The sequence below is a fragment of the Xylanibacter ruminicola Ga6B6 genome, from assembly GCF_000687715.1.
Lineage (GTDB): Bacteria > Bacteroidota > Bacteroidia > Bacteroidales > Bacteroidaceae > Prevotella > Prevotella ruminicola_B.
Window position 1 is genome coordinate 1 of the sequence record NZ_JHXD01000008.1, and the last position, 12,450, is coordinate 12,450.

The following is a 12,450-nucleotide window of genomic DNA, read 5'->3' on the forward strand; positions in this document are numbered from 1 at the left end:
ATTCTGCAACTCTAACTCACGAACGCGAGCTTCGAGTGCCAGTACCTCAGGAGATTTCTCCTCTTTCTTTTTACGTGCCATATCTTCAAGCGGTTTGGTATCCGCCTGCAAAGATACAACATTTTTTGATTTTCTGTACCGGCTTACCCAACATCTTATCGTACTTGGTTCAACATTGTAGTACTTTCCCAACTCTTCATAACTGTTGGTACCATTCAAATAAGCAGAAATAATCTCCGCTTTCTTCTCTTCTGGAATCCTTGGATTTAAAATTCTCATAAGTCTAACACATTTATTAAGTTTCTAAATGTGTCAACCTATATCAGTATAAGACACCGTTCTTGGCTACAGACCCATACACGAGGTGGCGCCCAGGGCAGTTACTATCGCCGTTGCGATACTGGCTATCATCTGTACGATGAATTTCAGCGTTTCCTTCTTACTCATAACTCACCTCCTTTCCTAGTTCATATCTGAGCCACCACTGCCAGGATTGCTGGGTTGGGTGTTGCCACCAGTGTTACCACCCTGGTTGGTGCTGCCGCTGTTGCCGCTGTCGGTGTTACCACTCTCGGGATCCTCAATGTCGCCGCTGTCGCCACTGGTTACGCGCTTCAGTACGGTGCCGTCCTCGTCAAGGCAGGTAATCTGGATGCTGGTGTTCTTCAGCTCGTCCTTCACATCCACCGAAGGGGTGAACACAATGCGACGGGTGGTAATCAGTCCGGTCTTCACCTCGTCAAGGTTCTCAACGGCCTTGGCGCGCACACCGAATCGCATGGTTCCCAGTCCGGGCACGGGCACTGAGTGGCCCTCGGTGGCCCAGGTGCGGATAACGGCGCCTGCAGCCTCCCATGCAGCCTTGATAACACCTGCGCTAATGCCCGAGTGGGTGGCTGCCTCGGTAAACACCTTCTTCTCGGCGATGGCGCTGTACAGGTCGGGGCGCATTACGAAACGCTTGGCCCCAGGGTTCTTGCCGATCTTAAGCTCTCGGCGCTGTGCAATAACTTTAATACTCATAGCTTTAGTAAAATTAAAAAATTAAAGAATTAAAAAATGTAATAATTATAGGTTTGTAAATAATTTTTAAATTTTATCATTTTACATTTTTACATTGTTCTGAGTTCGGGTTCGGGCGGGTATTAATCCTGCAGGGTGCTACGATTAAAGGTAACAATTGTTACTATTAATCTTCGCAAATCTGGGGATTAATGTCGCCCTCAAGCCTCCCTCATTTTAACGTTACAAAGGTACAGCTTTTTCATTGCGGTTCACGAATAGCTAACCTACTTTTTGGCAAAAAATCACTGCGCGCGGCGCCACCATCCGCTGTCCGCTACGCGCTACAGCGCTACAGTAGTTTTCCATCCCATCGCACACCATTATTTACTTCTATATTTATATATAAATATAGGCACTACCATTACCATCCCCCACCCCCGCACATCTAACTGTAGCACTGCAACGCGTAGCACACGTTTTTTTTCCAAAATATTTGGAAAATTGGAAATTAGTACGTATATTTGCACCATACAAAGCAATTAGTTATGAACAATAGCAAAGTTATCGACAGTATTAAGCAGGTGGCCGAAAGGGTCTTACCCAAGGGTAGTCTGTTGTATCTCTATGGGTCGCGTGCACGTGGAGACTGGCACGACGGTTCTGATTGGGATCTTCTGCTGATACTTGATAAGCCACGTCTTGAGCATGAGGATTTTAATAAGTATTCCTATCCGTTTGTTGAAATGGGATGGGATATAGGCGAGGATATTCGTCCCCATGCATATACTAAGCAAGAGTGGTTTGATGGTCCACATGCTATGTTCTATTATAATGTAGAAGAAGACAAACAAGTATTGTATGGAACTAAGTGATAACGAGAGATCAACCATCGTACGCATGGAAATGGAGAAGGCACGCAAAACTTTTGCCGATATGGAATTTTGTGCCAAAGAGCAGAAATGGGAGGCTGCTGCCAATCGCCTGTACTATGCTTTGTTTCATGCGGTATCAGCCTTACTTATCAGTGGCGGTCAGAATGTAAAAAGTCATCGTGGCATCATGTCTCTTTTCGGACAGCATTATGTTCGTACAGGACTATTTACGAGCGAAGATGGTTCACTCCTCTCTGACCTTGTGATTATGCGCGATAACGCAGACTATAACCTATTCTTTGAGGCGAACGAGGAGAAAATCACTCCCTATATTGAGCCCACAAGACTGCTGATTGATAAGATAGCAGAATTTGTTATTCCTAAAAACTCTTAATTATTGCTGCAGGTTTTGGTGGGTGCTGAGGTTTTTATTATCTTTGCAGCCGTTTGGTGACCCGTGGAACGGCGCCATAGAATGAAAATAAACTTTTTAATTATTAAAACGACATGAGAAATTTTAGTAGCATCGGTCAGTGGCCGATGGGATTGGTGTGCGACACACCCGTGCCCTACTACGAGGTAGGAGTAAGTTGCGGTTTGCCTAACGAGATGGGCCAACTGCCACCCGAGATGATTCTTTTGCCCAGCGAGATTACGCGCGGGCGCAGTGTGTTTATCGTAGATGCCGATGGCGACTCGATGACCGGCGTGGGTATTTACAGCGGCGACCAGATACTGATTGAGAGCACGCAACGGATAAACAGCGGCGAGGTGATAATGGCGAGCATCGACGGCGAGGAGCTGTTGAAAGTGTATTACGTTGACGACTGCGGGCGCTACTGGCTGTTGCCCGCCAACGATAAGTACCAGCCATGCGAACTAACGGCCGACATGAATGTGCGCATCTGCGGGCGCATGGTGTGCAACCTGAGTGCGCCGCACGTATCGGTGAAGCACTGTGGCGAGGTGGTACGCCAGTTTAAGGCCAAGCAAAAGCAGCACCAGCCCGACATATACGAGCGCCTGACCGAAGCCGTTACCCAGTGCAGCCATCTGTTCTGGGCAGCATCGGCCTGGGCAGTGGTGTATTGCGTGATGCGCGATAAATACAGTTATGACAAGCCTGTTGCCGAGTTTGAGCGTATGGCCCAGACCTTAAAGCTACCCGCTACGTTTAGGTTTGTATGTGGCGAAGGCAGTGTGCAGCGCACCATCAGTAATCATGAGTACATGCGAAAGAGTATCGACAAGTGGGAGGAGCAGGGTGCTGCCGACCGCGAACTGAAGCTGATGACGGTTTTAATTAAAGAATTAGCTTAGTTTTACCGAACCTGTTACCGAACTTCGGTAAGTATTAGTACTAAAGTTACCGAAACCTACAACACTTACCGAAAACTGTTACCGAATGCGTTCCAAGAAATTGGAGCGCATTATTTTTTGCCATACTTTTGCCACCGCAAACAAGTTGCGATGGCGAGCGTGATTCAGTTCACGAGTGATCTTTGACTTACTGACACACCAACCCGACTCGGAACGGCCGAGCGGCACACACAAACATTAATTATTAACAATTTAAATACACACACAATTATGGAAACAATGATTATTAAAACAGTAAACGACAACCAACACATGATGACTTCGCTGGAAATAGCTGAAGTAACTGGTAAGAACCACAAAGATGTACTCAAGGCCATCCGAAAAATGGAACAAGCTTGGGTGGATGTATGTGGGCGCAAATTTGCGCTGACATCGAGAACCGTGGTTCAGCCCAACGGCGGAACGCGCGAGGTACCTTGCTACCTGCTTACCAAAACCGAGTGCCTCTACATCGCCACCAAGTTTAACGACGAGGCCCGTGCCCGTCTCGTCCTCCGCTGGGAGGAACTGGAACGCGAGCGGATTATTTTTGGCACGGATGACACGGCCTTTTTAAAAAAGGACACGGCTGTTATCAATGAAAAAGAGCAGTGTCTCTCTAAAAGAGAGCCGTGTAATCCGTGCCTAAAAAGATTACCCGCATTGCAGGTTCAGAAACAGATACTGGCGATGGCGGATGAGATTGTGGGTACGGGACTGCGCATGCTGAACGAGCCCGCCGAGGATACACTCACCGCCACGCAGGTGGCCAAGACGTTTAACATGAACACCCGCGACTTTAACGCCGTGCTGGAAGACTTGAAGATACAGTACCGCGCCAACGGTCGCTGGAACCTGGCCGAACACCTGCAAGGCCGCGGCTACACCGCCGAACGTACACACGTCGACTACTCGCTGAAAGGCAAGCGCAAAGTTAAGGTGTACATGACGTGGACCATGGCCGGACTGAAGTACCTTAACAGCCAACTTGGATACCCTAACCTTTGATTAATTGAACATTGACCATTTTACTATGCAGATTACAGACACACTTTTACAGAAACTGATGGAGATGGAGGGATGCCGACTGAGCGCTTATCGCGATGAGGGCGGCGTGCCCACCATCGGCTACGGACACACACGCGGCGTGCGCATGGGCGACCGCATCAGCCCCCAACAGGCTCGCGACTGGCTGCTACAGGATGCCACCGAGGTAATGCGACAGGTGCGACGCCTGCACGTGGCGCGCACCGAGGCACAGCTCGAGGCACTCACATCGTTTGCCTTTAACGTGGGCATCGGTCGGTTGCAGCAATCATCGCTGCTACGAGCCATCCGCCAAGGCGCCAGCAAGGCAGCTATCCAGCGCCAGTTTAAACGCTGGGTGTATGCCGGCGGCCGCAAGCAAAAGGGACTGGAAGTCCGCCGCCAATGGGAGGCCGAACGTTTCTTCGCCCCCAGCTACCCCACGGATGACGAGATAATAGATAGAGTATAACTATGAGCACACACATTATTTATTTAAAGGACGGGGTGAAAATGATGCGCCCCGTAACCACCCGCGCAGAGTATATGGCCCTGCGCGGCAGTAACGAACAGCAGCAACTGATGGCCGCCATCCGCAGCGGCAACGAGACGTTGAAGCACCGGCTGGTGCAGATGAACTACAGTTGCCTGCCCAATGCCGACGGCACACTGCGCGGCAGCACCCGTATGAGCAATACCGTGGGCATGGATATCGACCACCTTAAGGTCGAAGAGATGCCCGCCGTTCGCGATCGCATCCTGGCCAAGAAGGATGAGCTGGGACTAGGGATGCTTGAGGAGAGTGCCCGCGGCTGCGGCTACCACCTGGTGTTTACCCGACGGCCACACATGTCGCAGGTAGAGAATCTGCAGTGGGCCGCCCAGCTGCTAGGCGTGGACTACGATGCCCAGGCCAAGGACATCACCCGCGTGTTCTTTACCACCGGCACCCAGCAGCTGATTTATCTGGATGATAGCATCTTCTCCTCGGAAGAGGTTTTAGGCACGGATGACACGGCCTTTTTAAAAAAGGACACGGCTGTTATCAATGAAAAAGAGCAGTGTCTCTCTAAAAGAGAGCCGTGTCGCTCGGCTTTGCCGCTTGGCTCGTCCAAGAATCCGTGCCAAGAAAAAAACTACAACGGCATGGCTTACAGCGATATCATTGCCAAGTACTGGGAGCTGTTTAATGGTGGCAAGCTGCCGGTGGTGGGCGACAGGAACGCACTCACCTTCGAGCTGGCCGTAACCCTGCGCTGCATCTGCGGCTACAGTCTGGAGGGCCTGCAAGCCATCGTGCCCAACTACTGGGCTGCACCCGATGGCACCTGCACCGATGCCGACCGCAGCGAATACCTGCACACCCTGGAAAACGCACTCAAGGAGCCCCGTCGCGGCATGCCCCTGCGCCTAAAGCAGGTGTTGCAAGCACTCAAGGAGCAGCAAGGTGTAAAGGCCTGTGGGGGTACCGTAAGCACGCCCCCACCCCTGCCCAAGCGTTTGCCGCCGCTGATAAAACTGCTAACCCGCAACGTGCCGTGGTACTACAAGCCCGCCGTGGCCAGCGCCGTGTTTCCCGCACTGGGCGCCCACCTGCACGGCGTGCAGTTCCGCTACTGGGACAACGTAGATCACGAGGCCACGTTTATGAACCTGCTGGTAGGCCGACAGAGCGTGGGCAAGGGCTCGATCAAAAAGCCCATCGAGTTTATTATGGAGGACATACGCCAACGCGACCTGTACAGCCGCCAGCGCGAGGCCGAGTGGAAACAGAAGAACCCCACGGGCAAGCAGAAGAAGGACCCGCGCCCCGCCGACATCTGCATTCAGATGCTGATAGACAACCTGACCGATGCCGTGTTTAACCAGCGCGTGGTTGATGCCCACAACAACGGCAAGCGCTTTATCTACACCATTGTAGATGAGGTAGAGGCACTGAAGAAGGTAACATCGAGCCACAAGGCCGACGAGGTGGGATTGCTGATACGCAAGGCTTTCGACAACTCGATGGCCGGTCAGGAGCGCGTAGGTGCCGACAGCGTATCGGGCATAGCGCCGCTGCGCTGGAACTTCAACGCCAGCACCACCCCGCCCAACGCGCGCAAGTTCTTTTATAAGATGGTGAACGATGGCACGGTGAGCCGACTGGACGTGGCCACCATCATCCGCCCTACCGACGATGACGACGAGGCACCCGTCTTAGGGATTTACGACGACCAGTTTGCCGCCGAACTGAAGCCCTACATCGACCGTCTGGATGCTGCCAACGGACTCATCGAATGCCCACAGGCCCGACGGCTGGCCCTTGACCTGAAGCAGGAGAATGCCGACACCGCCCGCTTGTACGAGAGCGAGGCCTACCGCGTGCTCTCGTATCGCGCCAACGTGATAGCCTGGCTTAAGGGTATGGTGCTGTATGTGGCCCATGGCTACCGGTGGGACAAGACCATAGCCGACTTTGTGCGCTGGAGCGAGCAGTACAACCTGTGGTGCAAGATGCTGTACTTTGGAACCCAGCTTGAGAAGGAGCTGAGCGATGAGCAGGAAATGCAGCGCCACTCCGGTCCGCAGAACCTGCTGGAGCTGCTGCCCGATGAGTTTACTCGCGAGCAGTATCTGCAGATGCGCCAGCAAGCCGGCCGCCCCGGCCCCGGCGACAGCACCCTACGCACCTGGCAAACCCGCGGCCACATCGCGTTAGACGAAACCAGCGGGCGATACGTTAAAATTAACAAGCAATAATTATGGAACACATTGATAACACACAAGAAACCTTTGTGGCACTGTGGCGCCTGCTGCGCCGCACACGCCGTTACTGCCGATTGCACTGCAAGCGCTTTTGCATTCGGCGCGTATTGCAACTATGGTTTGGTGGCGAGGCCACCCCCGAGTTTATCTGGCAAGTATGCCACCTTTGCAGTCAGGCAGGATGGGACCAGCTCCCACCGCCTGGCCTCTACCCGCGCCCCCATCGCGAGCTGCTGCGAGCCATCGTGGCCGTACGCACAGGCATCAGCTACTACCAGATAGACCTGCGCGCCCTCGACACCGCCTACACCATCGCCTACCCCAAAAGCACACCCCTGAATGTGAACAAAAAGAAGAAATCTTAACAAAGTGCATATTTTGTGCATAACAATTTAACATCAAAATCAACCATCCGCATTACAAAGTGTAAGTTAACCACTTATTTGTGCTTTCACATTGATTTGAGTCAAGTAACACTCGTTAACAGTTAAAATATGTTATAGAATACCCCCTTTTTAATAAAATTATTTGTTTATTTAGAGATTATACACTATTTTTGCAACCCGTAAGTGGCAAAAAAGTGCGAAATTAATAGTTTTTGCATAAAAAACCAACTGCAGTGTAAGTAGAGAGAGATAGAATTTAAAGTTATAAACATTATTAATTAACAAAAAAGAGAGAATTTATGAAACAAAGACTAACGTTGTTTTTCGTCAGCTTGTTCCTGTTTGTAGGCACAGCGCTGGCACAGACAAAAGTTACTGGTACAGTACTCTCACAGGAAGACGGACAGCCCATCATCGGTGCTGCCGTTAAAGTGGTTGGTACCAGCACTGGTATGTTGACCGACGTGAATGGTCGATTCACCGTAGCCCTGCCTGCAGGCAAGGATCAGCTGGAGATCAGCTACCTGGGCTTCGAAAGCAAGACCGTTAAGGCTAAGCCTGGTATGCGCGTATTCCTGAAGACCGACGCTCAGGTGGTTGACGAGGTTGTAGTTGTAGCTTATGGTACATCTAAGAAATCTTCGTTCACTGGTTCGGCTCAGAACGTAAATAGCGAGAAGCTGGAGCTTCGTCCTATTACAAACGTAACTAAGGGTCTTGAGGGTAACGTATCAGGTGTACAGATGACATCTGCATCTGGTCAGCCTGGTTCTGATCCCAGCATCCGCATCCGTGGTTTCGGTTCAATCAACGCCAGCTCAAGCCCTCTCTACGTAGTAGATGGTATTCCTTACGATGGTGCACTGAGCTCGCTGAACCCCGCCGATATCGAGAGCATGACCGTACTGAAGGATGCATCTGCCGGTGCTCTGTATGGTGCTCGTGGTGCCAACGGTGTTATCATGATTACTACCAAGAAGGGTAAGGAAGGTAAGGCACAGGTAACATGGCGTTCAACCGCTGGTTGGTCGAGCCGTGCGCTGCCACGCTACAGCCTGGTAAACCAGAAGGACTTTGTACAGCTCACTTACGAGGGACTGCGTAACGAGGCCATCTTCAGCAACGGTATGAGCTGGGATGAAGGTGAGGCTTATGCTCGCAGCCAGATGAGCGCTAACCTTGGTGGTGAGGCTTACAACCCATTCAAGAACTACACATGGGATCAGATCATCGATCCTTCTACAGGTCAGGTTCGTACCGACGCTCAGGCTGCTTGGAACGAGGACTGGCTCGACGCTGTAAAGCGTAACAGCGCTTTCCGTCATGAGCACCAGTTCAACGTTAACGGTGGTACCGAGAAGACCAAGTACATGATGTCGCTCGGTTACCTGAACGAGGAAGGTCTGCTGAAGACTACTGCCTTCCAGCGTTACAACGCTCGTGTAAATGTTGACTCTAAGATTACAGATTGGTTCTCAGCTAACTTGAACACCAGCCTGACTCACTCTATTTCGAACTTCAGCGACTACGATGGTACATCTACTTCTAACGTATGGTACTCAGCTCAGTTCGTATCTCCTCTGTTCCCAATGTATGTTAAGGACCTGAACGGTAACAACGTACTGGATGAGAACGGTAACCCACAGCTCGACTACGGTGACAACGCTACCAAGCGTCCCGGTTCATACAACGACTTCAACCCACTGGGTGGACTTGTTGACGATAAGGCCGAGAACAAGCGCGACGCTGCCGGTGTACGTGCAGGTATCGTTCTGGGTACTGATGATGCTAAGGCCGGTTGGCTGCAGGGCTTGAAGCTCGCTGTTAACTTCGGTCTCGACTACAACAGCCGCTACCGCATGCGCTACATGAACATGCACCACGGTAACCAGGCTACTGCCGGCGGTTTGCTGCAGAAGTACAACTACCGCACTCAGAGCTACACATTCAACCAGCTGCTTACCTGGAACCGCTCGTTCGGCAAGCACAATGTTGACTTGATGGCTGGTCACGAGTTCTACGCTTACAAGATGGAGTACCTCACAGCTGGTAAGACCAACCTGGTTGAGGGTATCTACGAGCTGGCTCCTGCTGCTAACATGTACGAGGCCGACTCTTACACTGACAACTACCGCATTAACTCATTCCTGAGCCGTGCTAACTATAACTACGACGATAAGTACTACTTCTCAGCTTCACTGCGTGCTGATGCTTCATCACGTTTCTTCAAGGAGAACTGGACTGGTACATTCTGGTCGTTAGGTGCTAACTGGCGCGTATCTAAGGAGCAGTTCATGAAGGATATCACATGGGTTGACAACCTCTCATTCAAGGTATCTTACGGTGAGCAGGGTAACGACGATATCCTGAACTCAAGCGGTAGCTCAAACTACTACCTGTGGCAGGCTCTGTACGCTCTGGGATGGAACAACGGTAACAACATCGGTGCTGTAGTTTCTACTCTGGAGACCAAGGACCTCTCTTGGGAGAAGAACAAGAACTTCAACATCGGTTTGGAGGGTGCTCTGTTCGGTAACCTGGTTCGCTTCAGCGTTGAGTACTATAACAAGAAGACCACCGACATGCTGCTGGAGTACCCAATGGCTCTGTCAACCGGTTTCTCTGGTTACAATGCTAACGTAGGTGACATGCGCAACACCGGTCTCGAGGCCGAGTTGACCGTTTCTCCTTTCCGTCGTGGCGACTTCCGTTGGGACATCACTCTGATGGGTTCTACCGTCAGCAACAAGATCCTGAAGCTTACCGAGGAGAGCCCCGAGATTGTTAGCGGTGCACGCGTTTACAAGGAGGGTCTGCCCATCCGTACCTACTACGTATCAAAGAGCGCCGGTGTTGATCCTGCTACAGGTGCACAGCTGTACTGGGCATACGAGAAGGACGAGGAAGGCAACATGAAGCCTGGTACCGAGTACATCACTTCTGACTACAGCGTTGCTAACGCTTGTAAGTACTACCTGGGCAGCCGCATCCCCGATCTGTATGGTAGCCTTTCTACCAACCTGAGCTATAAGGGTATCGACCTGTCAGTTCTTACAACCTACTCTATCGGTGGTAAGATTTACGAGAACCTGTACAGCGGAGCCATGAACATTGCTTACGCTACCGACACATGGCACACCAACTCACTGCGCCGCTGGCAGAAGCCCGGCGACATTACCGACGTTCCTCGTATCGAGATCAACGGTAAGCGTGCTTCTTATCTGGATCGCTACCTTGTTGATGCTTCTTACTTCGCTATCAAGAATATCACACTGGGTTACACTCTGCCAAAGGCTTGGATGACAAAGGCTGGTTTGAGCAACGTTCGCGTATTCGCATCGGTTGACAACCTCGCACTCTTCACACACCTGGAGGGTATGGATCCTCAGTACAACTTCTCTGGTAGTACCGACTATTCTTACGTACCTAACAAGACTTGGACAGTAGGTTTCGAAGTTAAATTCTAATCAAACATCGATTACGAACAAATATATAAATGATTGAAGATATGAAAAAGATATTCAAATATACATTCGCTGGACTGCTGGCTGGAAGCATGGTCTTGACGACCTCTTGTTCAGAAGAGCGCATCGAGACATCACCCACACAGTCTATGTCGGGTCAGGGCCTGCTGGCTAACGGTAACGCAGCTCTCGTGGCCCTGAACGGTATCTACCGTGAGATGTACACTGCCGGTTGGTCAACCAGCGGTAACACTCACCAGTGCTTTGGTATCACAGCCTACAACCTGGGTGCCGAGGTAATGGGTGAAGACCACATCATGGGTGCTTCGGGTTCAGGTTGGTTCTGGTACGACGCACTTTACAACGTAAAACAGCGTTATGCATCAAGCTCATGGCGTAGCTACGACCTGTGGTACGCTTACTACAACTGGATTGCAAACGCCAACTATATCATCGCTGCCGAGGAGACCATGGGCGGTACATCTGCCGAGGTTAACTACGCTATCGGTCAGGCTTATGCCATCCGTGCTTACAGCTACTTCATGCTGTCGCAGTGGTTCGCTCGCACCCTGAAGGGTCACGAGAGCGAGAAGTGTGTACCTATCTACACTGAGCCAACAACTCCTGAGACAACTGGTCAGCCACGTGCTACCAACGCCGAGGTTTACGCTCAGATCGACAGCGATATCAAGAAGGCTGTTGAGTTGCTGAAGGGCACCGAGCAGCAGAATAAATCTCACATCGGCTATGCTGTTGCTCTGGGTATCCAGGCACGTATCGCCTTGGTTGAGAACGACTGGCAGACAGCTTACACCGCTGCCGAGGCTGCTATTTCAGCCAGCGGTTGCAAAATTCTGGATGCTAAGAGCGCTGCTGGTATGAACGATGCAGGTGCAGCCGACGTTATGTGGGGTGCAGGCATCATCGCCGACCAGGTTGGTATGTACGCCAGCTTCTTCTCACACATGGACTTCGAGGCTGGTAAGTACGGTCAGTCTGCTCCTAAGTGCATTAACAAGGAGCTCTATGCTAAGATGAATCCTACCGACGGCCGCCGCGACTGGTGGGTAAGCGGTAAGACCAGCGCCGGACTGCTGCAGGAGAAGTTCAAGTTCACCGATGTTGCAACATGGATGGGCGACTATATCTTCATGCGTGTTGAGGAGATGTATCTGACTGCTGCCGAGGCTGCTTGCCGTTTGGGTCAGGAAGATCAGGCACGTACTATCCTTAAAACCTTCATGTCATACCGCGATACCGACTACACTTGCGATAAGACCGGTACTGCTCTGGGTGCTACATCAGCTACTGCCGACGAGACAGGTTCACTGCTCGAGGAGATCCTGATTCAGCGTCGTATCGAGCTTTGGGGTGAGGATGGCCGTATGTTCACTCTGAAGCGCCTGAAGCAGGGCTTCCGCCGTACTGCTGCTCAGGGCTGGCCTTCAGCAGCTCTGCTCTCTACTCGTCCTACCGACGATCCTGAGGCATTCATGAACGTGCTCACTATCCCACAGGCCGAGTTCGATGGAAATGTAAACATGACTCTCGAGGCCGATCAGAACCCAGAAGACGACTATAAGAAGTAAG

Annotated in this window: 12 protein-coding genes; 9 read left to right on the plus strand and 3 right to left on the minus strand. The window is 51.4% G+C overall.

The features are described 5' to 3' along the window. From T500_RS16895 to T500_RS15330, 3 genes are all read right to left on the minus strand, one after another. The coding region (locus T500_RS16895; protein WP_155267462.1) for a transposase at positions 1–279 on the minus strand (279 nt) is incomplete at its 3' end. Positions 280–345: 66 nt separating this feature from the next. Further along, positions 346–447: a smalltalk protein gene (locus T500_RS16900; RefSeq protein WP_155267463.1), complete on the minus strand. Its 102-nt coding sequence runs from the start codon at positions 445–447 to the stop codon at positions 346–348. A 15-nt stretch (positions 448–462) separates the two neighbouring features. After that, the gene (locus T500_RS15330; RefSeq protein WP_051611924.1) at positions 463–1,023 is read right to left on the minus strand and encodes a DNA-binding protein; all 561 of its coding nucleotides are present in this window, start codon (positions 1,021–1,023) and stop codon (positions 463–465) included. A 563-nt stretch (positions 1,024–1,586) separates the two neighbouring features. Between T500_RS15330 and T500_RS0106490 the strand changes: the two genes are divergently transcribed. From T500_RS0106490 to T500_RS0106530, 9 genes are all read left to right on the plus strand, one after another. Then, positions 1,587–1,877: a nucleotidyltransferase domain-containing protein gene (locus tag T500_RS0106490; RefSeq protein WP_170857883.1), complete on the plus strand. Its 291-nt coding sequence runs from the start codon at positions 1,587–1,589 to the stop codon at positions 1,875–1,877. Further along, positions 1,864–2,271 (plus strand): HEPN domain-containing protein, encoded by a 408-nt coding sequence (locus T500_RS0106495; RefSeq protein WP_013063025.1) that lies wholly within the window; start codon positions 1,864–1,866, stop codon positions 2,269–2,271. The genes T500_RS0106490 and T500_RS0106495 overlap by 14 nt, the downstream gene beginning before the upstream one ends. Positions 2,272–2,384: 113 nt before the next feature. Further along, complete coding sequence (locus tag T500_RS0106500) at positions 2,385–3,197, plus strand: LexA family protein (protein WP_080694813.1); 813 nt, start codon at positions 2,385–2,387, stop codon at positions 3,195–3,197. Positions 3,198–3,467: 270 nt separating this feature from the next. After that, on the plus strand, positions 3,468–4,244 hold the full coding sequence (locus T500_RS16340) for a Rha family transcriptional regulator (RefSeq protein ID WP_051611925.1): 777 nt from the start codon (positions 3,468–3,470) through the stop codon (positions 4,242–4,244). 25 nt (positions 4,245–4,269) lie between these two features. Then, positions 4,270–4,734: a lysozyme gene (locus tag T500_RS15340; protein WP_051611926.1), complete on the plus strand. Its 465-nt coding sequence runs from the start codon at positions 4,270–4,272 to the stop codon at positions 4,732–4,734. A 2-nt stretch (positions 4,735–4,736) separates the two neighbouring features. Continuing rightward, positions 4,737–7,004, plus strand: coding sequence for a hypothetical protein (locus T500_RS15345; protein WP_230580865.1), 2,268 nt, complete (start codon positions 4,737–4,739; stop codon positions 7,002–7,004). Positions 7,005–7,006: 2 nt separating this feature from the next. Then, a complete protein-coding gene (locus T500_RS0106520) occupies positions 7,007–7,375 on the plus strand; it encodes a hypothetical protein (RefSeq protein WP_028907439.1) in 369 nt (122 codons plus the stop codon). Between the two features lie 320 nt (positions 7,376–7,695). Then, on the plus strand, positions 7,696–10,863 hold the full coding sequence (locus T500_RS0106525; RefSeq protein ID WP_036908683.1) for a SusC/RagA family TonB-linked outer membrane protein: 3,168 nt from the start codon (positions 7,696–7,698) through the stop codon (positions 10,861–10,863). A gap of 41 nt (positions 10,864–10,904) precedes the next feature. Continuing rightward, on the plus strand, positions 10,905–12,449 hold the full coding sequence (locus tag T500_RS0106530; protein WP_028907441.1) for a RagB/SusD family nutrient uptake outer membrane protein: 1,545 nt from the start codon (positions 10,905–10,907) through the stop codon (positions 12,447–12,449). Position 12,450: the final 1 nt, after the last annotated feature.

What these genes read in the sequence shown, in the direction of transcription:
- T500_RS16900 (WP_155267463.1), bottom strand. Translation starts at nt 447, where the DNA reads ATGAGTAAGAAGGAAACGCTGAAATTCATCGTACAGATGATAGCCAGT.
- T500_RS15340 (WP_051611926.1), top strand. Translation starts at nt 4,270, where the DNA reads ATGCAGATTACAGACACACTTTTACAGAAACTGATGGAGATGGAGGGA.
- T500_RS0106525 (WP_036908683.1), top strand. Translation starts at nt 7,696, where the DNA reads ATGAAACAAAGACTAACGTTGTTTTTCGTCAGCTTGTTCCTGTTTGTA.
- T500_RS0106500 (WP_080694813.1), top strand. Translation starts at nt 2,385, where the DNA reads ATGAGAAATTTTAGTAGCATCGGTCAGTGGCCGATGGGATTGGTGTGC.
- T500_RS0106520 (WP_028907439.1), top strand. Translation starts at nt 7,007, where the DNA reads ATGGAACACATTGATAACACACAAGAAACCTTTGTGGCACTGTGGCGC.
- T500_RS15330 (WP_051611924.1), bottom strand. Translation starts at nt 1,023, where the DNA reads ATGAGTATTAAAGTTATTGCACAGCGCCGAGAGCTTAAGATCGGCAAG.
- T500_RS16340 (WP_051611925.1), top strand. Translation starts at nt 3,468, where the DNA reads ATGGAAACAATGATTATTAAAACAGTAAACGACAACCAACACATGATG.
- T500_RS15345 (WP_230580865.1), top strand. Translation starts at nt 4,737, where the DNA reads ATGAGCACACACATTATTTATTTAAAGGACGGGGTGAAAATGATGCGC.
- T500_RS0106495 (WP_013063025.1), top strand. Translation starts at nt 1,864, where the DNA reads ATGGAACTAAGTGATAACGAGAGATCAACCATCGTACGCATGGAAATG.
- T500_RS0106530 (WP_028907441.1), top strand. Translation starts at nt 10,905, where the DNA reads ATGAAAAAGATATTCAAATATACATTCGCTGGACTGCTGGCTGGAAGC.